Source organism: Bacillus sonorensis NBRC 101234 = KCTC 13918, assembly GCF_001592005.1.
GTDB lineage: Bacteria > Bacillota > Bacilli > Bacillales > Bacillaceae > Bacillus > Bacillus sonorensis.
This window is the reverse complement of the sequence record NZ_BCVZ01000020.1, coordinates 1-19668: the sequence shown is the minus strand read 5'-3', so window position 1 is coordinate 19668 and position 19668 is coordinate 1. Positions and strand designations below refer to the sequence as shown.

The window sequence follows — 19668 nt, the reverse complement described above, 5'->3', positions numbered from 1 at the left end:
AGGGCGGGACAGTTTTTAACTGGATCTATGCCCTTTTTTTAGATTGAACGACTAGTCAGATCAGCGGAGTTTTTAGATGAGAGGAGGCCGGACGGGCAAATGAATCAAGAGCGATTAATAGCTGTAGAGGATATCACCTTCCGTTATCAAAAAGAAGCGGAAAGACCTGCGCTTGATCATGTATCTTTTCATGTTTCAAAAGGGGAATGGCTGGCGATTGTCGGGCACAATGGTTCCGGGAAATCGACGCTTGCCCGTACTTTGAACGGCCTGATCCTGCCTGATGAAGGATCGATTGAAGTCGCCGGCATCAAGCTGACGGAAGATACGGTCTGGGATGTCAGAAAAAAAGTCGGCATGGTGTTTCAAAATCCCGATAATCAATTTGTCGGGACAACCGTTCGCGATGATGTGGCTTTTGGTTTAGAAAACAACGGAGTTCCAAGAGAAGATATGGTGGAAAGGGTGGATTGGGCTGTTAAACAGGTAAACATGCAGGACTTTCTCGATCAAGAGCCGCACCATCTCTCAGGAGGACAAAAGCAGCGTGTTGCGATTGCGGGAGTGCTTGCCGCCCGGCCTGACATCATGATTCTTGATGAAGCCACTTCAATGCTTGATCCGCTGGGGAGAGAAGAAGTGCTGGAAACGGTCAGACGGTTAAAAGACCAAGGAATGGTGACAGTCATTTCAATAACCCATGATTTAAACGAGGCGGCGAAAGCGGACCGGATCATTGTCATGAACGGCGGAAAGAAATATGCCGAGGGTTCTCCGGAGGAAGTTTTCCGCCTCAACAAAGACCTGATTGACATCGGACTGGACTTGCCTTTTTCCTATCAGCTCGGCCAGCTCTTAAAAGAAAAGGGGCTTGCTGTAAAGGGCGATCATCTGACACAAGAAGGATTGGTGAATGAGCTATGGACATTGCGATCAAAGATGTAGAACACCGATACCAGATGAAAACGCCATTTGAACGCCTGGCGATTTACGACATCAATGCCGTGATCAAGGAAGAAAGGTATGTCGCCGTTATCGGGCATACAGGGTCGGGAAAATCAACCTTGCTTCAGCATCTGAACGGGCTGCTAATGCCGACGAAAGGACAGATTCGGCTTGGCGACGACGTAATTGAAGCGGGCAAAAAGAACAAACAGCTCAAAGCCCTCAGAAAAAAAGTCGGCATCGTTTTTCAATTTCCGGAGCACCAGCTCTTTGAAGAAACGGTGTTGAAGGATATTGCCTTTGGTCCCGTTAATTTTGGCATGAGCCAGGAACAAGCGGAAAAAAAGGCGTGGGATATGCTGAATCTGGTTGGCTTGCCTGAAGAGGTGTCAGGCCGGTCACCGTTTGAGCTGAGCGGAGGACAAATGAGACGCGTGGCAATCGCGGGAGTGCTGGCGATGGAACCCGAGGTTCTCGTTCTTGATGAACCGACTGCAGGTCTTGACCCGAGAGGCCGCAAAGAGATCATGGATATGTTTTATGATCTTCATAAGCAGAAAAAGCTGACGACGATTCTTGTCACACACAGTATGGAGGATGCGGCAGCCTACGCCGATGAGCTTATCGTGATGCATAAAGGCACTGTAAAAGCCAAAGGAACCCCGCGGGAGATCTTTTCCAAAAGGGATGAAATAGCCGCTTTCGGTCTTGATCTGCCGGAAACGATTAAGTTTCAAAAACGGCTTGAAGAGACGCTTGGCATTACGTTCAAAGCGCCCATCCTGACGATTGAAGACGCAGCTTCTGAAATCAAAGCTCTCTTTCAGGAGGAAAATGCCCTATGATGGACAGTATCATTATCGGCAAGTATGTCCCGGGTTCCTCTGTCATTCACCGTCTTGATCCGCGTACGAAGCTGTTATCCATTTTTCTTTTTGTCTTTATCGTTTTTTTTGCTAACAATGCATTAACCTACGCTTTGCTTGGCGTGTTCACGGTTCTTGCGGCCGCTTTATCAGGCGTGCCGGTCCGCTTCCTTTTAAAAGGCATGAAGCCGGTTGTCTGGATCGTGCTGTTTACGTTTCTGCTCCACATCCTAATGACAAGAGAAGGGCCCGTAGTCGCCGATCTTCGCTTGTTTAAAATCTATGAGCAGGGACTTGTTCAGGGGATTTTTATTTCGCTTCGGTTTATTTATTTGATCGTCATCACGACGCTGTTAACATTGACGACGACACCGATCGAAGTAACCGATGGGCTTGAGCATCTGCTCGGTCCGTTTAAAAAGCTGAAGCTTCCCGTTCATGAACTCGCTTTAATGATGTCCATTTCGCTGAGATTTATACCGACCCTTATCGAAGAGACAGATAAGATCATGAAGGCGCAAATGGCGCGAGGCGCAGATTTCACAAGCGGCCCGCTGAAAGACCGCGTCAAGGCGATCGTGCCCCTTCTGGTGCCGCTGTTTGTCAGCGCCTTTAAAAGAGCCGAAGAACTGGCGACGGCCATGGAAGCGCGCGGCTATCGGGGAGGGGAAGGCCGCACGAAATACAGGCAGCTGACGTGGAAATGGAAGGATACTTCCGTTCTCCTCTTGTTAGCCGCTCTTGCCGTTTTATTAATCCTCTTGCGGACTTAGGTGATATGTGATGAGAATGAAGTGCACCATTTCATATGACGGGCATCTGTTTTACGGCTATCAGGTGCAGCCGGGGCAAAGAACCGTTCAGGACGAGCTGGAACGGGCGTTAAAGACCCTCCACAAGTCAAAGGAGCGCATCCCTGTCGTGGCATCCGGAAGGACAGACAGCGGTGTTCATGCGGTCGGACAGACGATTCATTTTGACACCCAGCTCTCCATCCCTGAAACAAAATGGCCGTATGCTTTAAATGCCCTTCTCCCGGATGATATAGCGGTAACCAAAGCGGAGGCCGTCGATGATCAATTTCACGCGAGATTTTCCGCCAAAAAAAAGGAATACCGGTATATGATCTACAGGGGCAGACACCTGAATGTGTTTAAACGGCATTATGCATATCATGTTCCATATGAGCTCGATTTGCAAATGGTGGAAAAAGCAGCACAACATTTAGTCGGCACCCATGATTTTACAAGCTTTTGCACGGCCAAAACCGAGGTGAAGGACAAAGTCAGGACGATATATGAGCTTGAATGGTCTGAAACCGAAGACGGTCTGCAAATGCGGATCGTCGGAAGCGGATTTTTGTACAACATGGTCAGAATTATTGCCGGAACGCTTCTTGATGTCGGTACCGGCAAATTTTTACCCGATGATATCGAAAAGATGATCGCTGCCAAAAATCGCGATGCGGCGGGGCGCACTGCACCGGCTCATGGGTTGTATTTATGGAACGTCATCTATGACAACTAAACCAGGTGTAACATTTTCTTGACAGCGAGTACAGAAAGTTATAAGATATCATATGGTATGTATTTCAACCCCACGATAAGCCCCGGAAACTTATTGTGTTTTGAAATAGAACGTAATTGAAGTTTATTGAAAATGGCAGATCCATTTAGGAGGGAAATTTAATGCGTACAACACCTATGGCTAACGCAAGTAATATCGAACGCAAGTGGTTAGTTGTTGATGCTGCTGGCAAGACGCTAGGACGTCTTTCTACAGAAGTTGCATCTATCCTTCGCGGAAAACACAAACCAACTTACACACCACACGTTGACACTGGAGATCATGTGATCATCATCAACGCTGAAAAAATCGAGTTAACTGGTAAAAAGTTAACGGACAAAATCTACTACCGCCACACTCAGCATCCAGGCGGATTAAAATCAAGAACAGCTCTTGAAATGCGTACGAACTACCCTGAGAAAATGCTTGAGCTTGCGATCAAAGGCATGCTTCCAAAAGGTTCTCTAGGTCGTCAAATGTTCAAAAAATTGAACGTATACCGTGGTTCTGAGCATCCACACCAAGCACAAAAACCTGAAGTTTACGAACTTCGCGGTTAATTAAAGGAGGTTACCAATTTGGCACAGGTTCAATATTACGGTACTGGCCGTCGTAAAAGCTCTGTAGCGCGTGTGCGTTTAGTTCCAGGAGAAGGCCGTATCGTCGTTAATAATCGTGAAATCAGCGAACACATCCCATCTGCAGCTCTAATTGAAGATATCAAACAACCATTGACTTTGACTGAAACAGCTGGTACTTATGACGTTTTAGTAAACGTACATGGAGGCGGCTTATCTGGTCAAGCTGGAGCAATCCGTCACGGTATCGCCCGCGCTTTGCTTGAAGCAGATCCGGAATACCGTTCAACTCTAAAACGTGCCGGTCTTCTGACTCGTGACGCACGTATGAAAGAGCGTAAAAAATACGGACTCAAAGGCGCACGCCGTGCACCTCAGTTCTCAAAACGTTAATTATGGCGTTTCAAAGACCCTCAAGCTTTATGCTTGGGGGTTTTTTATGTCTGAAAAGAGCTTTGACCACACCTTTTTTCTTTTAGTGGGATTTGTATATCAGAGTGAACTAAGCGCTGCTAGACTTCCTTAATACTTACCCATTGTTATTTTGTGAAGATGAAGCTTCATTTAGGTATATTTAATATCCGATGTATTCTTATTAGCTAAATGCACCTTTTTCACAGCTGCACCCGTTATTATGAAGCAGGTTTGGAGAGCAGTAATGAGTGCGGCATCTCAACCAAGAGCCTATTTCTTTAGCTCTCCTCATTCACGTGTATCATTAGAAATCCGCCGTTCTACATACGAAGCGGATACCGGAACACTGTTCATCTCCCCTGCCCAGACAGAAATTTGTCCGATATGGTGAATTTTATGGGCGATCAAGTGCCTTAAAATATCACCTTACGTGTATGCTTCTTCAGACCAAGACGCTTTAACCAGTTTTTTTCGGCTGCGCTGGTAAATTCGAAAACCACGTTTTCAACTTCTTCGGGGCGATATGTTTCAATGATTTGCTGAATCGTCTTGTAATCGGAAAAATTAGGGTTGAAGTCCGGCTTTTATAAAATGGCGTAGATCCAGCTCACCTCAACATCGACAATATGAAACAGGTTTATCAAAATGCTCTCCATACCGCCTGAACGCCTCTTTTCGAGTTCCTCCTGTGACTGATGCAAGCACCAGTCAAACCCTTCATTGCGAACCTGCCAATTATATTGAAACAATCCATTCATTGCCTCACCTCTCTTTATCTGTTCGGACTTTTCCTTCTTCTGAAAATCGGCTTCAAACTGCATAAAAGGAAACTGGTCAATTGGATTTTCCGGCGTTTATTTTTCATTTTTACTTGAAGCAGATCCGGAATACCGTTCAATTCTAAAAACGCGCTCGACTTCTGACTCGCAATGCGAATAAAAGAACGTACCCGTGCACCTCAGTTTTAAAAACGTAAATATAGCATGTTAAATGCTCTCAAATCATTTGATTGGAGGCCACGACGATTGTATAAGATAGCAGACATAGAAAAGCCTTTAAAAGACGGTTCTCAGCCTTCTGAAAATGGTTTAATGGGTTTTGGTTGTGCTTGGTCCTTTGACCTCTTAGCGGAGCTGTAAACGTTTATTGAGGCTGTTGAGGAGAGGGAGGGCAGCGAGAGGGTATAGCCCCCGGATGATGTGTGAAAACGGGCTTAAAATAATGGTCCAGCTATAAAAAGAGCAAAAGAACCGATGAGTTCTTTTGCTTTTTCAAAGGGAAGGGGGAAACTTTTTAGTTTCGCACACTCAATCAGTCAATGCTCGATAGACATTTAATACTCCCGCACCGGTGTCTATTTTGTCAGCGTTCCGATCAGCATTTTTTAACAGGATTTTAACAGCTTTGTCTGGTTTGTCATGCAATTGTTTCTGATCAATCAGAAGGGCCAGAGCGCCGGATACTTTTGGGGCCGCGATCGAAGTGCCTATTGAGAATGTATAGGTTACTCCGGGAGCTGCACCGAGAATGTATTCCTGCCTGAACAGTCCTTCTCCGTAATATCGATCCTCGCCCACTTCATTTAAAAGACGGAGATCGCCTCCATCGGCTGCAATGTCGACGACATTTTTTCCATAATTGGAAAAGACGGATCTCATTCCGCTTGGACCTATTGAGGAAACGGTGACGACATTCGGCAATTGGGCCGGAATCAAAATGACTTTGCCGTCTGCCGATAAGTCCTCCTGTTTGGTACTTCGCCAATATTCAAATACGGCATTTTTGTCTTTCAAGTCAAGGCCTTCATTTCCAATTGAGGCTACAACGGCACTGCCCTTTTTATGGGCAAACGAGACTGCTTTTTTAAAAGCTTTAATTTCAGCCAGATCATCCGTATCAGGCATTTGTTTGTTCTTCCGATTTTGTTTTACAAGAAATGTACCGAAGCTGACGTTGATAATATCGACATCATCGATCGCCGCTTGGATGATCGCATCAATAATCCAGACTGTGTCAGCGCTTTTCCCGCCGAATACTCTGTAAGATCTGATTCCTGTTTCTGGTGCGATCCCTTTCATCAATCCATTTGCCGCAATTTGACCGGCTACAAATGTTCCGTGTCCCAGGTAATCTGTGCTGTCGTTTATATCACCCTTTTCATATGGTTCCTGTCCTCTCAGTCCCCCTTTAGGCACAAAGTTTCGGACGGAGAGGATGTTTTCTTTCAAATCTGGATGGTTCATGTCAATTCCGGAATCAATGATACCCACGATTGTGTTTTTGCTTCCTTCGGTGATTTGATAAGTCTGTCCATTATTGGTCGCTTTTCTCATATCCCATTGGAAGTCGTCCCATAGAGTAGGGGTGCCCCCAAATATCGTCGCCTCCGCCGGAGCAGTGTTATGCAGTGAGGCAGGCTGCATGGCTACAGATTGGTTATGGCTGTTTATGTAGTTTATTTCAGCCGCCAGTTCTTGAACCTCTTTTTGTCTGCCTTCTATCTGATAAAGCCCGATTTCTTCGACTGAGTATACAAGTTTTATGTTTCGTTCAATAAGTGTCTTCACCCAATCATCGTGATGGGCTGGGCTCTCTAGGTAAATCGTATATCTATCAAGTTGACTGTTATTAGCGGAAGCCTGCTCGGGCAGGGCAAAGACGATCACGACGAGCAGGCACAATAATAATATGTGAATTCGTTTTATGTTCATGATTTTTCCTCCCAGCCTACCGTACATGTTGAATTCGCCGAGAAGTTAGTAGTTTTTATTGGCTTTTTTATCAGGCTATCATGAATAAAAGGTTCTGTTATTCAACTTTTTAATGCTGAGCAGCGAGAAGATCGCTGTCATCGCGACGCAGACGATAAAAAATACTGCCAGCCTGTCGGTGCCGGCATATACATTTGTCATCCCATAGAGCGGCAGTGCCCATGGATAAAGGACTGGAATCAACGAGTCCGTATTGTTCGAAAAGGCCAAGAAGGAGGGGAAACTTAAGAATATGCTGATCATCAGGGCCGTCCGAGCGGATTTCATTCGCAGATAAAAATAGAACAGTAGCGTTCCGAGACTGATTGCCCCGGCCGTTCCAAGGATTACGGCCGATAAGTAAGTGCCTATCGGGATTTGGTCCGTATATCCAGAAGCATAGCCAAGGACAATCTGCAAACCGAACATCAGCAATTGTGCGGACAGAATGATGATTACGGTCCAAGCCATCTTGCTTAAAAAGAACACTGTTCCCTTTGCAGGAATCATCAGCAAATGCTCCCAATTGTTTGCTTGTTTTTCGTATTTGGACATTGTGCCCGTAATCAGGGAGATGATAATCGGAAAGAAGACCGTACCATAAAACATCTGGGTCATCATCAGCAGCATCTGCCAAGAATTCGCCTCATTGTAATCGTACTTTCCAATCATGATTTTTGTATGAATAATCCATCCGTAGATGACAGGCAGGGCAACTAGGATAATGATCATCAGCCAGATTTTCATTTTTCTAATTTTGATCCATTCTGCCGAAAACGCCTGCTGAAAGCTTGCCATTTCACTCACCTCCGGAAGAAAAAGTTTTTTGGTAAAAAGTCAGTAAAGATAACATGCCGTACCCCAGTGTCGACACCAGCATGAGAACTGGTAATAAGCTGTTTGCCTGTGTTCCGGCCTGCAACAGTTCAGCAAGCGGCCCCCATGGGAGCCACCAATAAGGCAGCACAGCATGAAAGAGGAAAACCGCCATCCCGATGCTGACGGAAATATACGGATTTTCAACCACGACTGATGCAGACGTCTGAAAGACAACAAAAGGAAGTGCAAACAGAAATGCCGTGTAGAGCAATGGTTCAGGGAATGTCTCTCCGAATATGAAGCCTAGTCCGCCCATCAGCAGCCACAGGATCAAACCGAATAGCTGGACAAGTAAGGTGGCTAGAATAACTTTTACAAAAAAATGCTTCCACTTTGCATGCGGAGTGGAAAGGAGAACGGGCCACATTCCCGATTTGTGCTCAACCCCGCTCACTAACAAGGTGAACATCATCACCACAAAGATGATGAGATAGCTCCAAGTCAAGGTGCAAAGCTCATAAAGGACGGTGAAGGCCTGTTCCGCGGTTCGCCCGTTTTTTGTCAAATAGAGCATCACTGTCCAACAGGCCGCAAAAATCAGGAGCGGTCCGGAACATAATGGCAGCAGGAGGGCTGCCGGCCTTTGTTTCCGCCACTCGGCTGCAAAAACGCTTTTCATACAGACACCTCGGAGGAACGGATTAGCTGTAGATAGGCTTCTTCCAGCGTCCCTGGAGATTCGTTTATATGAAAATCGGTTATTTCATTTTCAATCAAAATGCCTTCTATTTTGTCTTTTACTGCTCCAGAAACTTGCACTTGCTCGGCCCGGTCAATGCGGGTCTCTAAGCCATGTTCGCGCAGAATATCGATGATTTTTCCGCTTTCAGTCGAGCGGATGATGCAACTAGATTTTTGATCGGAGAGCAATGTCGCCATTTCTCCTTGAAACAGAAGGTTTCCATGGTAAATGACACCTATCCGATTTGCCATTTGCTCGACCTCTCCAAGAAGATGGCTCGATACAAGAACAGTGGCACCTTCTTTTTTCGGCAGTTCGCGGATTAGCTCCCGTATTTCATGGATCCCCTCAGGATCCAATCCGTTTGTCGGCTCATCGAGCAGCAGGAGCCTGGGGTTGTGAAGAATCGCGCTGGCAATGCCTTGCCGCTGCTTCATGCCGAGTGAATATGACTTTACTTTTTTAGACCCGACGCGGTGCAGACCGACTCTTTCAAGCGCCCAGTCGATAGCCCTGTTGTCTGAGATTCCGCGCAGGGTGGCCAGTATACGTAAATTATCGCGTCCGTCCAGATGTTCATAGTAGGAGGGCTTTTCAATCAGGGCGCCCGTCTTGGCTAGAATTGAAATCCGGTTATCAGGCATTCTATTTCCAAACACAAGAATCTCACCGGAATCGGGGCGGATCAAGCCCATCAACATCCGCATCATCGTTGTTTTTCCTGAGCCATTAGGACCGAGGAATCCGTATACTTCTCCTTCCGGAACCAGCAAACCGGCATCTTTCACGACATCGATGCGGTTGTATGTTTTCGTCACGCCTTTCGTTTCGATGATCAAGAATCGTCGCTCCTTTCTATTTCGTTACACATCTTCTTTTTTGTATTCAAATACATCATCGATCGAACAGCCGAACGCATGTGCAATTTCAAATGCGAGCGTGAGGGAAGGGGTGTATTTCATTTTTTCAATTGAGATGATTGTTTGCCTGCTCACACCTGCCCGTTCCGCTAATTGCTGCTGGGTCATCTTGGTGCGCGCCCGCCATTCCGGAAGCCGGTTCGTCAGTTTTTTTTTCTGTTTGTTTTCTGCATTCATACCTGTCCCCCATTGATCAATTTCTATGTCCATTCCTTTTTGTGAAAATATAAAGCACCGCCGCCGATGAATGCAACGAAGCTGACAATCAGCGTCGGATAAAAAGCTGATTCATTCGCCAAAAAGCCAGCATCTCCGCCCATAGCAGCTGAAAAAGCCTGTGTCATGCTGAGCATTGGATGAGACCAAGGATAAAGAGGTCCCAACAGCTCCGAGTTGGCAATGAGGATAGCCGTCAATGTCAGCATTACATTGACGGTGCTTGGACCGGCAAAGCTTTTAAAATAGGTCGCAAGCCAAAACTGAAGGGCGGCAAGCGGAAGGCACGACAGCCATCCCATAAGGCAGCTCATGACCAGGCTGTACCAGGGGAACGGAGAGCCGAATCCTTGAACGCTTCCCACAAACCAGACGCCGATCAGGAAAAACAGCTGCGTGAATAGCAGCAAGATCATGATGATGACATATTTGGCAGCGTACACTTGAACCCTGCTCACCGGCAGGGTCAACAGCTGCTTCCATCCGCCGTGGGCATGCTCGTTACTGCACAGTAGAGCGGCAAGTACACCTGTCAACAATGGCAAAAACAGCGCACTGTGCGTAAGGATCATTTGTGTGCTCAGTGCAAGCCATTTGCTCGAGCCAATGCTGAAGAGCGGGAAAAAACCGATGACAGCGGAAAGGGCTGGACTGGAGAGCACGATAAACCAGATTTTTGAATTTTTTAGTTTCAGCCACTCCGAGTTCAATAGTTGATAGAACATACTATGCGACATCCTTTCGTGATAGGGATAACAAGGCAAATAAATAGATGAGCAGTCCCACGGCCAATCCCTTTATGACTGAGAGGGTGCTTTTCCCTATACCATCTATTAACAATGGCCATTTCCATGGCATCCACTCAGGCAGTCCGTAAGCATACATGATAAACACTGCACTTGCGATGCCGATTGTCAAAGCGATTCCTTGATTGGAATATTTCACTGAGAGCCAAAACTGTAAAAAAACGAAAGGTAGTGCTGCAAATAATGTATAAAAGCTCATCATCAACGCATCCCCGAGCGGAAATGTCTCCGAAAATCCAAGCAGTCTGCCGAGCACATATGTGCCCGCAGGAAGTATAGCTGTCGAGATCAGCATCATGGTGATAATGATGATAATCTTGGACTGGTACACTTTCCATTGTTTAACGGGGAGGGAAAAGAGTTTCTTCCACATATTTGCATGATGTTCCATTCCCGCGAGCAGCGAGTTGATCATCGTTGTTCCGAGAAGGAGGGCAGGCGGCCAGTAGGCATGGATGTTTTCAAGCAGGAACAGCCATTTATCCGGGTTCCGCGACATGAGGTAATCAAAGCGGAGCGCATAATTGGCCCCTTGCATCGCGACGACTCCGAGTGGGCCGAAAATGACGATTACCCATGTCAGTTTTCTGATCTTCAGAATTTCAGATTTCAACAGTTCAGAGATCACAGTGTTTCTCCCCCTTTAGTTATGTCGAGGAAGATATCTTCAAGTGATTTCGATTCGTCGTAAATTCGGAAGATGTCAATCTCATTTTCAAAGAGTTTTCTGGCGAGCCGGGAAATTTCCATATCAGTCCTGTCCTCAATCATCAGGCCGCGCTGTGTTTTAACTGCCTCTACGCCCTCACGCGAGAAAATGTCTAACGCCCCGTCCGTGTCACTTGTCGAAAATACAATCTTTGTATCGGCCTTCGAACGGAGCTCTCCGATCGCGTCTTGAAAGAGCATTTCTCCGTTGGCGATGATTCCTACCTGGGTGGCTACTTGTTCAATTTCAGAAAGCAAATGCGAGGAGATCATGACGGTAATGCCGTAATCGGACGGCAGTCTGAGGATGAGCTCGCGTATTTCAAGGATTCCCGCCGGATCCAATCCGTTTGTTGGTTCATCGAGAATGACGAGTTTCGGATATCCGAGCAGCGCTGCAGCTATGCCTAAGCGCTGCTTCATGCCGAGCGAATATTCTCCCGCTTTCTTGTCCGCCATTTTCGTCAATCTGACCATCTCAAGCACATCGTCAATATTAGACTTCGGAACATTCAGTATCTTCCGGATCGCCTCCAGATTCTCCTCGCCTGTGAGATGAGGATAATATGACGGCGATTCCACAAGTGAACCGACGTTTCGCAGAATGTCGAGCCGATTGCTTTTCAAGTCCTTCCCAAAGATTCTCGTTTCGCCTTTTGTCGGGTTGATGAGTCCGAGCAGCATGCGAATCGTCGTCGTTTTTCCCGCACCGTTTGGACCGAGGAAGCCATAAATTTCTCCCTCTTGAATGCACAAATTCACGTTTTTCACAACATCTGTTTTACGGTATGTTTTGGTTAATTGTCTCGTTTCCAGAATATATTGATGTTCATCCATTTTTTCATCCCCTTGATCGCATTTTTCCTTGTTTTATTCGTCAAATGTGGAATCAGTACTTTCTTTTCAAAATGAACAGATAGATAGTACCGAAAATTACGCTTAGTGCAAACATTAATGACGTTATTTTTTGATACATTAGTCCACTGATGTCATGGCCGAATCCGAAGAAAATACTCAGTGCGATAAGCGCTGCAAGCACATAAAACATAGAGGAGTAGACTCTTAGGAAAATTGCTTCTGACCGTTCATCCCTGCCCATACGCTTCGATACTATCCAGATAATTGCCAGGCAGGCGAGGATCACCACTCCTCCAATACTATTTCCGTATACCGCAATCTGTTCGATATTCATGGTAATCATCCTCCATAATTAGTTATTTCAGTTAAATTGTAAAGTATACTTCACTTATTGTAAAGCTTGCTTTACGAATTTTAGAAAAAGACACGCTTCTTGACGATCCAAGAGCGTGTTATGAAATCATTTCTTTATAGAATTCACTGTAGAAACTGGACTTTTTCAGCAACTCATGGTGTGTGCCCGATTCGATGATTGTCGCGCTCAGCGCCCTGCTCCTTTCGTATAAGGATAAAGCCTTAAAGGAAGATATTTGTATTCACTATAAAATCAGCGATAGTCTGAGGGATTTTCCATGCAAGCTTTTTGAAACAAATAAAATATTTGGAAACCTGATTATGAATGCAGTGGAAGCCATAAAAGAACTCGGTGATATTCCAGAACGGACAGTATATGTCCAGATTGATTCCGGAGAAGGTTACTACAGAATAGATGTAGGCAACTTTGGAGACGTAGAGCGGTTCGCTGAGATGGTAGATCGGATTTTTGAAGAAGGATTTTCTACGAAAGGCAAGAAGGGAAGGGGATATGGCCTCCATATCGTTAAATCAGTCGTTGAGAAGCATCAAGGATTCATCTTTCCGAAGATCATCGATAGGATGATCGTCTTCAAAGTCAGGATTCCGAAGGAGTTAGGCGATGGTTAAGTTCACACCCAATTACTTGTCAAAAAAAATTTCGGAACAGATCATTTATTACAACCCTGATTTTCGTAGTAGGCAAGATAGCATACGATACGGGCTTGAGTGGATGCTTGCCGCCATCAATCAAATACTGCTGGTATTTATTATAGCTTGTTATTTTGACTGCGTGATACAAGCCATGGTCATCTTGTCGGCGGGCGGATTTTTGAGAATGTTTTCAGGGGGAAGCCACTTTAAAGGTTATTACTCCTGTTTATTTTTCAGCACGTTTCAAATTATGGTGATCACGTACATATCCATAGAATTTGCTTTTCACTTCTCCCGGGGGATGAAATGGATGCTGATTGGCCTGATTGTCTTGTCATTTTTCATTATCTTAAAAAAATCACCGAAACTGCATAAAAAGATGTAGGTATTCAGTCCTCAACAGAGAACAAAGATTAAATATAGGTCGATTGGCGTTTTTCTGGGTCTCATGCTGGTCAGCCTTTTGGTTGACAGCCAGCTTCAATACGGCATTTGGATCGCAATGATCATGCAAAGCATTACCTTGACTGACTCATGGCATAAAATCATCTTATCTTTTGATAAGAGGTTTAATAAAAAATAAAAGGGGACTAGGGATATGGTGAAATTTATTACTTATTTGATTGGTGTATCCGCTTTGTTTTTCAATTCAATTACTTCACTAAGCAGCTGTTTCTGGTTTGCTTATGAACCGGAATTGCCTGAGGATTTAAAGAGTGGTAAGAATATGCGTGATTGATGATGATCAAGATATTCTTGATTTCTTCAATGAGGTTTCGGACAGCATCAGTCATGCTAGATTTGAATTAATCACAAGAGAAATAAGCGAGTTGATTTCCCACCTGGAGTCTGTGAATGAAGTCGATCTGGTCATTATCGATATCAATCTGAAGCAGTCAAGCGGTTTCGATTTAGCTGAATATCTGAAAGAGTATTATCCCAGTATCAGCATCATGTTCATGAGTTCCTACACAGAATACGCTCTGGATGGATATAAGTTTTATCCTATTGATTTTTTAGTCAAACCGATTAACATTTTAAGACTCAAATCAGCTGTAGAGCTTCTTCGAAATCATAAGGCTTTTTCAAAAAGAAACAATAAAAAGATAGGCATCAGTTCTAGCGGCAAAATCCATCTCGTAGATGTAGACAGCATTTTGTATATTGAAAAGGTGGGGAGAAAATCCTGCATAAATCTTGAAAATGGAAAGATTATTAAGTCAAGTCAATGTTTGATGACACTTGAGGAAATGCTTAAAGGGAGCAACTTTTTTAGAACCCATCAGTCTTTCCTCGTTCCGTTGGATAAGATTGAGGAAATCATCCAAGACACCTACATGAAGTCGTATAATCTAAAAATTAAAAACTGCAAAAAGATTATCAATGTGAGCCGTAACAAATACCGTGAGCTCAAAGAACTTCTCACCGCGGTGATATAAAAGTAAAACTTTTGCTTGATACAAGGCACGATGAATCGATTTAGCCAATCGATCATTGCGCCTTTATTTATGCTGCTGGATAGATGATTAAACAAGTATTGAAAAGAAGAAAAGACTAAAAACTGATTTTCCTTTGCAGAACACTTTTTGGATGGCGCGCATAAATGAGCTGAAACTAACCTCTCCTAATATTTTCGGCTTCTTCCTCTGTTTCCCTTCACCGCTTGAGCATGATTTTCCGATCCTAATTGCACAATACAAGGTAAAAAGGAGGCGGTGTTATGGGAGTTGTTTTATCCTTTATGAATGAGAAACAAAAGAAACAGATGAATTTGGAAAAGAAGCTTCTGCGGGAGCTCTCGATTGAAAAAATCATGAATATTGCAGAGGAATGCTTCACTCCTCTAATTCATTTTTTTTCAAAACATACGGATATTTTATATGACGGCTGTATTGATTTTGCGATTGAAGCATATTTGCTCGGCGCTCAATTCGGGAAGTTCGGTTATTATGGAGAGTCCGTCCAAAAAGCAATGACACGTTCCGAACAAGAAGAAAAACAGCTGCTGCATGAACTTTATGAATACGCCTTGAGCTGGTCGGAGGCTTTCAATATTACAATTTCCCATGAAGGGCTCTATTATGCCTGTGAACACTTTATCCAAACCTGGTGGAAGGAAGGTTTCAGCGAGAGGGAAAAACGCATCAAGCTCCGCCTCAGATAAAATGGGCGGATCGCCGAACCAGAATCATATTTCCTTTCCTTGTCCCATATCTTGTATTAAGGACAAGCGGGAGGGAAAGGGATGAAAGAAAAAATAAAATGGCTCGGGTTTTTGCTCGGCTTTGTCGTTTTATTATGTTTGTTTCAGTATCAATTCAATAATGATGGTTCATGGAAGTCGTGGAATCTGCCGTTAAGCGGAAAAATCATTTACATTGATCCAGGGCACGGGGGCCCTGACGGGGGCGCTACAAGCGGAGAAATTCTCGAAAAGGACGTGGCGCTGGAAGTTTCTTTGCGAATCAGAGATTATCTTCAAGAGCAGGGTGCTTTGGTGCTGCTGACAAGGGAAGATGATCATGATCTTGCGCTCGAAGAAACGAAAGGACTCAGCCGAAGAAAAGCTGAAGATTTGCGGAAGCGGGTGGATATGATCAATAATTCGGAAGCCGACCTTTATCTCAGCATTCATCTAAATGCGATTCCTTCAGCGCGGTGGAGCGGCGCCCAAAGTTTTTTCTACGGGCAGTATGAAGAAAACGAACGGGCAGCCAAGTTTATTCAGGATGAATTAAGGCACAACCTTGAAAATACGGAGCGGAGAGCAAAACGGATTCATGGCATTTATCTGATGCAAAATGTAAAAAAACCGGGAGCGCTTGTTGAAATCGGGTTTTTATCGAACCCGAAAGAAGCGAAACAGCTGGCAAAGCCCAAATATCAGGACAAGATCGCAGCGTCAATTTATAAAGGCGTGCTCCGTTACTTTACAGAAGACAGAGACCCCCCTGAATAAGGAGGGTTTCTTTTTACGTCAAAGACACTATAAGGAAAGATATGCTATACTTATTTTGTAAACGAATACAACAGAGGGTGAGATTCAATGATGCGAGAAGACGATGTAAAAAAAATAGTCGGCGATTTGTACGAGCCTTTTCTTCAAAAGCCGCTTAAAGAGCTTGCTGCTGTCAAAGACGTCAAAGTAAAGCCTGAAAAACAGCATGTCAGCGTAAAAGTGGCGCTCGCAAAAACGGGATCTGCCGAACAAATGCAGCTGCAGCAGGAGATCGTGACAAGGCTGAAGGAAGCCGGAGCCGAAACAGTAGGCCTGCGTTTTGAAGAGCTGCCGGAAGAAATTGTTGTGAAATATGCACAATCCGCTCCCGAAGGGGACAGGACATTGCTGAACAAGGAAAATCAGCCCGTCTTTTTAGCGGTTGCAAGCGGTAAAGGCGGTGTCGGCAAATCGACTGTTTCAGTCAATTTGGCTGTTTCCCTTGCACGGATCGGAAAAAAAGTCGGGTTAATTGATGCTGATATTTACGGATTCAGCGTGCCTGATATGATGGGAATCACCGTCAGACCGACAATAGAAGGCGAAAAGGTCATACCTGTTGAAAGGTTTGGCGTCAAGGTTATTTCTATGGGATTTTTCGTTGAAGACAACGCGCCTGTCATTTGGAGAGGTCCGATGCTTGGAAAAATGCTGAACAATTTCTTTAATGAAGTGGAATGGGGAGATGTCGATTATATTATCTTAGATCTTCCGCCTGGTACGGGAGACGTGGCCCTTGATGTTCATTCAATGCTTCCGAGCTGCAAGGAAATCATTGTTTCCACTCCGCATCCGACCGCTGCCTTTGTCGCCGCCAGAGCAGGGGCCATGGCCTTGCAGACCGACCATGACATCGTGGGAATCGTCGAAAATATGGCTTACTATGAAAGCGCCAAAACAGGTGAAAAAGAGTATGTATTTGGCAAAGGCGGGGGAGAAAAGCTGGCCGAAGAGCTTGGCGTTCCTTTATTGGGGAAAATCCCGTTAAAGCAGCCGGATTGGGATGACAGCGATTTTGCACCGTCAGTATATGATGAAACCCACCCGACAGGTCTTATCTATATGGATATCGCCAAAAAAATTGATGAAAGCATCAGCATATAAGGAAAATATGTAAACAAGCTTCTTCCAAGGAAGAAGCTTGTGGCGGGTGCTTTAACTTTGTTTATCCCCGCCGCCTTTCATTTCGTCTTTGACGCTTTCTTCAACTGCCTTTTTCAGCTCTTCTTCAAATTGTTTTTTATAAAGAGGGCTTGCAAGAGTTTCTGTGATGACTTGCTGAAGTTGGGTTCGAAATTCCCTGGTTTTGACGAGATCGCCGTATCTTTTCGCCATTTCAGGATCCTGCAGGACACCCATCAGCATTTTCTGATAATCCGGATCTTTCATCAGCTTCTTAAGCACAGTTTCGTGCTCATTTTGAAGCGTTTTGGCGAAGCCTTCAGCGAATTTCGAATCATCGAAAACCTTCTTCCAAAATTCAGTTCCTTTTTTGGAAGTCAGCGTTTTTTCAACCGTTTCTTTGACCGTTTTTTCATCCATCACAAGCGTTTCATTCATTTTGTCATCATTCAATATTTCTTGAATCGCTTTTTTTCCGTCATCTGTTTTTAATATATCGACAACCATTTTTTTGGTTTCATCATAGTCCATCTCAGCTGCTTGGTCCTTGGGAGCACAAGCTGTTACAGATAGGAACAAAAAACAGCTTATCCATAGCATTGCGGGTTTTAACATGCTTAAGCTCCTTTCGATAACTCGTCTTACTTTTAATATGAATGTCTTTCATAAATTTATGCATAACAAAATATCGCATCGTGAAGCGATAACTTAGGGGTTGGAAAGTCTAAATGAAAAGCCGTAATCTCGTTCGATTTTTCTTTTCTGTTTTAGGAGTAGGAGCGCTGACGACAAGCATTGTCGGTTTTGCCATTGAATGGGGAAGATACAAGGAGCTGTTTCTATCGTTTGAGGTTTTGGAGATTCTTTCTGTATTGTTTTGGTTTATCGGTGTGGGCATGATTTTCAGCGTCATCGCCCAAATGGGATTTGTTATTTTTTTGACGATCCACCGATTTGCGCTGGAAATATTCAGATCTCACTCTTTATGGAATTCAATCCAGCTGTTTCTGATTGTATTTGTCCTGTTTGATTTGGCGTATTTGCGCTATTTGTTTTTTGGAGCGGATGGCGGATCAATGATACCGTATATATGGCTGCCGTTATTTATATTAATCATCGGGATGATAGCCGCCTATATGAAACAAAAACAGTCCTCGAAGAAAACATTTGTTTCCGCATTGTTTTTAATGATCGTCTATACGGTCATGGAATGGTTCCCGGCGTTAAGAGTGAACGAAGAGGACTGGCTTTATTTAATGCTGCTTCCTCTGTTAGCCTGCAATGCTTTTCAGGTATTAATGCTGCCAAAATTCATTAGCCGTTCATAGATCTTTTACTTTACTTCGGATGACTTTGCATCGGTATTTGCGATTAACTCGCTGACGGTTACATTTTTAAGCCCTTTGCTTCGCAGATGATGAACAATCTCAGGCAGGGCTTCTTTAGTTTGCTTTGCAGAATCTGAAGCGTGAAGAAGGACGATGTCTCCGGCATTCACAGCTCCATTGACATTTTGGACGATTTTTTGAACACCGGGGTTCATCCAGTCATCGGAATTAATGCTATAATGAACGATTGTGTAACCGTATTGTTTTGCAACGTCAAGAACATCCTTATTAAATTGGCCTGTCGGCGGTCTGAGCAGCGTGAGATCCTCGATTCCGAGTTTTTGAAAGGAATTCTGCGCTTTGATCAGGTCTTTCCTGATGTCGCTTTTCTTCATTTGAGAGTAGTTTTTGTAAGCATATCCCATACTTCCGATCTGATGGCCGTCTTTTTGAATTCTTTTCACGACGTCCGGATGGCGTTCTGCCCAGGAAGCGGACAGAAAGAAAGTGGCATTTTTGATTCCGTTTGTTTTTAATGTATCTAAGATAGGTAACGCTCTTTCATCTCCCCAGCTGATATTAAATGTAAGAGCAACCTCATTTGTGTCCGAATCTCCTCTATAAACCGCCCTTGCCTCTCCGTTTGATGAAAACACGGGAAGAGGAATCAGGTTTTGGACATAAAAAAAACTTGCTGTAGCAAATGCGGCAATTAAAATAATGATCAGCTGCTTTACACGTCTTATATGCCACACATAAAAATGATTCACTGAAAAACTCCTCCTTGTCCATGCTGCTTTGTTTTCATCTTATGCTTGTTTAAAATAGAACATAACAATTATTCATCTTTAGAAATAAAATAAAAAGATGGTTGACTTCATAAGATGACCCATGGTATATTATTAATCGTCGCTGATGAACAGCAGACATGAAAAAGCTCCAATGAATAATTTTAAAAAAAGTTATTGACAATAAAGTGAGCTTGGTGTTATATTATTAAAGCCGCTAAATGAAGCGGAAATGA

General features: G+C 44.2%; 27 protein-coding genes. 14 read left to right on the top strand and 13 right to left on the bottom strand.

The window, feature by feature from the left end; genetic code table 11:
- The first annotated feature begins 99 nt into the window (after nucleotides 1–99).
- The 6 genes from BTR1S_RS17720 (at nucleotide 100) to rpsI (ending at nucleotide 4348) form a co-directional block, all read left to right on the top strand.
- A complete protein-coding gene (locus BTR1S_RS17720; RefSeq protein WP_006640341.1) occupies nucleotides 100–945 on the top strand; it encodes an energy-coupling factor ABC transporter ATP-binding protein in 846 nt (281 codons plus the stop codon).
- Complete coding sequence (locus BTR1S_RS17715) at nucleotides 921–1790, top strand: energy-coupling factor ABC transporter ATP-binding protein (RefSeq protein WP_006640342.1); 870 nt, start codon at nucleotides 921–923, stop codon at nucleotides 1788–1790. Before BTR1S_RS17720 ends, BTR1S_RS17715 begins: the two co-directional genes overlap by 25 nt.
- Entirely contained in the window at nucleotides 1787–2584 is a 798-nt protein-coding gene (locus BTR1S_RS17710) for an energy-coupling factor transporter transmembrane component T family protein (protein WP_029418437.1), read from the top strand. The genes BTR1S_RS17715 and BTR1S_RS17710 overlap by 4 nt, the downstream gene beginning before the upstream one ends.
- Nucleotides 2585–2594: 10 nt before the next feature.
- Nucleotides 2595–3338, top strand: a complete 744-nt coding sequence (truA, locus tag BTR1S_RS17705; protein ID WP_006640344.1) for a tRNA pseudouridine(38-40) synthase TruA — start codon at nucleotides 2595–2597, stop codon at nucleotides 3336–3338.
- A 161-nt stretch (nucleotides 3339–3499) separates the two neighbouring features.
- Nucleotides 3500–3937: a 50S ribosomal protein L13 gene (rplM, locus tag BTR1S_RS17700; RefSeq protein ID WP_003178393.1), complete on the top strand. Its 438-nt coding sequence runs from the start codon at nucleotides 3500–3502 to the stop codon at nucleotides 3935–3937.
- An 18-nt stretch (nucleotides 3938–3955) separates the two neighbouring features.
- Nucleotides 3956–4348 carry a 30S ribosomal protein S9 gene (gene rpsI / locus BTR1S_RS17695; RefSeq protein ID WP_006640345.1) on the top strand — a complete coding sequence of 131 codons (393 nt, stop codon included), beginning with the start codon at nucleotides 3956–3958 and terminating at the stop codon, nucleotides 4346–4348.
- A 309-nt stretch (nucleotides 4349–4657) separates the two neighbouring features.
- Here the strand turns inward: rpsI and BTR1S_RS23405 are convergent, their stop codons facing one another.
- The 11 genes from BTR1S_RS23405 to BTR1S_RS17645 form a co-directional block, all read right to left on the bottom strand.
- Nucleotides 4658–4777: a hypothetical protein gene (locus BTR1S_RS23405; protein WP_255265728.1), complete on the bottom strand. Its 120-nt coding sequence runs from the start codon at nucleotides 4775–4777 to the stop codon at nucleotides 4658–4660.
- Nucleotides 4778–4953: 176 nt separating this feature from the next.
- Entirely contained in the window at nucleotides 4954–5127 is a 174-nt protein-coding gene (locus tag BTR1S_RS23400; RefSeq protein ID WP_236834668.1) for a DinB family protein, read from the bottom strand.
- Nucleotides 5128–5676: 549 nt separating this feature from the next.
- Nucleotides 5677–7080 carry a S8 family peptidase gene (locus BTR1S_RS17685; protein WP_034325644.1) on the bottom strand — a complete coding sequence of 468 codons (1404 nt, stop codon included), beginning with the start codon at nucleotides 7078–7080 and terminating at the stop codon, nucleotides 5677–5679.
- 78 nt (nucleotides 7081–7158) lie between these two features.
- On the bottom strand, nucleotides 7159–7917 hold the full coding sequence (locus tag BTR1S_RS17680; protein WP_006640348.1) for an ABC transporter permease: 759 nt from the start codon (nucleotides 7915–7917) through the stop codon (nucleotides 7159–7161).
- A 1-nt stretch (nucleotide 7918) separates the two neighbouring features.
- A complete protein-coding gene (locus BTR1S_RS17675; protein WP_006640349.1) occupies nucleotides 7919–8617 on the bottom strand; it encodes an ABC-2 transporter permease family protein in 699 nt (232 codons plus the stop codon).
- Nucleotides 8614–9519 carry an ABC transporter ATP-binding protein gene (locus BTR1S_RS17670; RefSeq protein ID WP_029418435.1) on the bottom strand — a complete coding sequence of 302 codons (906 nt, stop codon included), beginning with the start codon at nucleotides 9517–9519 and terminating at the stop codon, nucleotides 8614–8616. The genes BTR1S_RS17675 and BTR1S_RS17670 overlap by 4 nt, the downstream gene beginning before the upstream one ends.
- 24 nt (nucleotides 9520–9543) lie before the next feature.
- Nucleotides 9544–9777: a helix-turn-helix transcriptional regulator gene (locus BTR1S_RS17665; protein ID WP_006640351.1), complete on the bottom strand. Its 234-nt coding sequence runs from the start codon at nucleotides 9775–9777 to the stop codon at nucleotides 9544–9546.
- 23 nt (nucleotides 9778–9800) lie between these two features.
- Complete coding sequence (locus BTR1S_RS17660; protein WP_029418433.1) at nucleotides 9801–10541, bottom strand: ABC transporter permease; 741 nt, start codon at nucleotides 10539–10541, stop codon at nucleotides 9801–9803.
- A gap of 1 nt (nucleotide 10542) precedes the next feature.
- Nucleotides 10543–11250, bottom strand: a complete 708-nt coding sequence (locus tag BTR1S_RS17655) for an ABC transporter permease (RefSeq protein ID WP_006640353.1) — start codon at nucleotides 11248–11250, stop codon at nucleotides 10543–10545.
- Nucleotides 11247–12167, bottom strand: coding sequence for an ABC transporter ATP-binding protein (locus BTR1S_RS17650; RefSeq protein WP_006640354.1), 921 nt, complete (start codon nucleotides 12165–12167; stop codon nucleotides 11247–11249). Before BTR1S_RS17650 ends, BTR1S_RS17655 begins: the two co-directional genes overlap by 4 nt.
- A 52-nt stretch (nucleotides 12168–12219) precedes the next feature.
- Entirely contained in the window at nucleotides 12220–12522 is a 303-nt protein-coding gene (locus BTR1S_RS17645; RefSeq protein ID WP_006640355.1) for a hypothetical protein, read from the bottom strand.
- A gap of 194 nt (nucleotides 12523–12716) precedes the next feature.
- Between BTR1S_RS17645 and BTR1S_RS17640 the strand changes: the two genes are divergently transcribed.
- The 7 genes from BTR1S_RS17640 to salA all read left to right on the top strand — a co-directional run bounded on the left by BTR1S_RS17640 (nucleotide 12717) and on the right by salA (nucleotide 17298).
- A complete protein-coding gene (locus tag BTR1S_RS17640) occupies nucleotides 12717–13172 on the top strand; it encodes a sensor histidine kinase (RefSeq protein ID WP_029418432.1) in 456 nt (151 codons plus the stop codon).
- Nucleotides 13165–13581, top strand: coding sequence for an accessory gene regulator B family protein (locus BTR1S_RS17635; RefSeq protein ID WP_029418431.1), 417 nt, complete (start codon nucleotides 13165–13167; stop codon nucleotides 13579–13581). Before BTR1S_RS17640 ends, BTR1S_RS17635 begins: the two co-directional genes overlap by 8 nt.
- Nucleotides 13582–13794: 213 nt before the next feature.
- Complete coding sequence (locus BTR1S_RS22155) at nucleotides 13795–13935, top strand: cyclic lactone autoinducer peptide (protein ID WP_081723718.1); 141 nt, start codon at nucleotides 13795–13797, stop codon at nucleotides 13933–13935.
- Nucleotides 13928–14635, top strand: coding sequence for a LytR/AlgR family response regulator transcription factor (locus BTR1S_RS17630; RefSeq protein ID WP_255265727.1), 708 nt, complete (start codon nucleotides 13928–13930; stop codon nucleotides 14633–14635). The genes BTR1S_RS22155 and BTR1S_RS17630 overlap by 8 nt, the downstream gene beginning before the upstream one ends.
- 281 nt (nucleotides 14636–14916) lie before the next feature.
- Nucleotides 14917–15360, top strand: coding sequence for a YbaK family protein (locus BTR1S_RS17625; RefSeq protein WP_006640360.1), 444 nt, complete (start codon nucleotides 14917–14919; stop codon nucleotides 15358–15360).
- 81 nt (nucleotides 15361–15441) lie between these two features.
- Nucleotides 15442–16155, top strand: a complete 714-nt coding sequence (cwlD, locus tag BTR1S_RS17620) for an N-acetylmuramoyl-L-alanine amidase CwlD (RefSeq protein ID WP_029418429.1) — start codon at nucleotides 15442–15444, stop codon at nucleotides 16153–16155.
- An 87-nt stretch (nucleotides 16156–16242) separates the two neighbouring features.
- A complete protein-coding gene (salA, locus tag BTR1S_RS17615) occupies nucleotides 16243–17298 on the top strand; it encodes an iron-sulfur carrier protein/transcriptional regulator SalA (RefSeq protein ID WP_029418428.1) in 1056 nt (351 codons plus the stop codon).
- Between the two features lie 51 nt (nucleotides 17299–17349).
- Here salA and gerD read toward each other — a convergent pair whose 3' ends face one another.
- The gene (gene gerD, locus BTR1S_RS17610; RefSeq protein WP_029418427.1) at nucleotides 17350–17931 is read right to left on the bottom strand and encodes a spore germination lipoprotein GerD; all 582 of its coding nucleotides are present in this window, start codon (nucleotides 17929–17931) and stop codon (nucleotides 17350–17352) included.
- A 113-nt stretch (nucleotides 17932–18044) separates the two neighbouring features.
- Between gerD and BTR1S_RS17605 the strand changes: the two genes are divergently transcribed.
- Entirely contained in the window at nucleotides 18045–18644 is a 600-nt protein-coding gene (locus BTR1S_RS17605) for a KinB-signaling pathway activation protein (protein WP_006640364.1), read from the top strand.
- Nucleotides 18645–18649: 5 nt separating this feature from the next.
- Here the strand turns inward: BTR1S_RS17605 and pdaB are convergent, their stop codons facing one another.
- Complete coding sequence (gene pdaB / locus BTR1S_RS17600) at nucleotides 18650–19414, bottom strand: polysaccharide deacetylase family sporulation protein PdaB (protein ID WP_006640365.1); 765 nt, start codon at nucleotides 19412–19414, stop codon at nucleotides 18650–18652.
- Nucleotides 19415–19668: the final 254 nt, after the last annotated feature.

What these genes read in the sequence shown, in the direction of transcription:
- BTR1S_RS17645 (WP_006640355.1), bottom strand. Translation starts at nt 12,522, where the DNA reads ATGAATATCGAACAGATTGCGGTATACGGAAATAGTATTGGAGGAGTG.
- BTR1S_RS22155 (WP_081723718.1), top strand. Translation starts at nt 13,795, where the DNA reads ATGGTGAAATTTATTACTTATTTGATTGGTGTATCCGCTTTGTTTTTC.
- BTR1S_RS17720 (WP_006640341.1), top strand. Translation starts at nt 100, where the DNA reads ATGAATCAAGAGCGATTAATAGCTGTAGAGGATATCACCTTCCGTTAT.
- BTR1S_RS17635 (WP_029418431.1), top strand. Translation starts at nt 13,165, where the DNA reads ATGGTTAAGTTCACACCCAATTACTTGTCAAAAAAAATTTCGGAACAG.
- BTR1S_RS17715 (WP_006640342.1), top strand. Translation starts at nt 921, where the DNA reads ATGGACATTGCGATCAAAGATGTAGAACACCGATACCAGATGAAAACG.
- BTR1S_RS17675 (WP_006640349.1), bottom strand. Translation starts at nt 8,617, where the DNA reads ATGAAAAGCGTTTTTGCAGCCGAGTGGCGGAAACAAAGGCCGGCAGCC.
- BTR1S_RS17605 (WP_006640364.1), top strand. Translation starts at nt 18,045, where the DNA reads ATGAAAAGCCGTAATCTCGTTCGATTTTTCTTTTCTGTTTTAGGAGTA.
- salA (WP_029418428.1), top strand. Translation starts at nt 16,243, where the DNA reads ATGATGCGAGAAGACGATGTAAAAAAAATAGTCGGCGATTTGTACGAG.
- rplM (WP_003178393.1), top strand. Translation starts at nt 3,500, where the DNA reads ATGCGTACAACACCTATGGCTAACGCAAGTAATATCGAACGCAAGTGG.
- BTR1S_RS17625 (WP_006640360.1), top strand. Translation starts at nt 14,917, where the DNA reads ATGGGAGTTGTTTTATCCTTTATGAATGAGAAACAAAAGAAACAGATG.
- BTR1S_RS17710 (WP_029418437.1), top strand. Translation starts at nt 1,787, where the DNA reads ATGATGGACAGTATCATTATCGGCAAGTATGTCCCGGGTTCCTCTGTC.
- gerD (WP_029418427.1), bottom strand. Translation starts at nt 17,931, where the DNA reads ATGTTAAAACCCGCAATGCTATGGATAAGCTGTTTTTTGTTCCTATCT.
- BTR1S_RS17680 (WP_006640348.1), bottom strand. Translation starts at nt 7,917, where the DNA reads ATGGCAAGCTTTCAGCAGGCGTTTTCGGCAGAATGGATCAAAATTAGA.
- BTR1S_RS17650 (WP_006640354.1), bottom strand. Translation starts at nt 12,167, where the DNA reads ATGGATGAACATCAATATATTCTGGAAACGAGACAATTAACCAAAACA.
- BTR1S_RS17665 (WP_006640351.1), bottom strand. Translation starts at nt 9,777, where the DNA reads ATGAATGCAGAAAACAAACAGAAAAAAAAACTGACGAACCGGCTTCCG.
- BTR1S_RS23400 (WP_236834668.1), bottom strand. Translation starts at nt 5,127, where the DNA reads ATGAATGGATTGTTTCAATATAATTGGCAGGTTCGCAATGAAGGGTTT.
- truA (WP_006640344.1), top strand. Translation starts at nt 2,595, where the DNA reads ATGAGAATGAAGTGCACCATTTCATATGACGGGCATCTGTTTTACGGC.
- BTR1S_RS17685 (WP_034325644.1), bottom strand. Translation starts at nt 7,080, where the DNA reads ATGAACATAAAACGAATTCACATATTATTATTGTGCCTGCTCGTCGTG.
- BTR1S_RS17640 (WP_029418432.1), top strand. Translation starts at nt 12,717, where the DNA reads ATGATTGTCGCGCTCAGCGCCCTGCTCCTTTCGTATAAGGATAAAGCC.
- cwlD (WP_029418429.1), top strand. Translation starts at nt 15,442, where the DNA reads ATGAAAGAAAAAATAAAATGGCTCGGGTTTTTGCTCGGCTTTGTCGTT.
- BTR1S_RS17660 (WP_029418433.1), bottom strand. Translation starts at nt 10,541, where the DNA reads ATGTTCTATCAACTATTGAACTCGGAGTGGCTGAAACTAAAAAATTCA.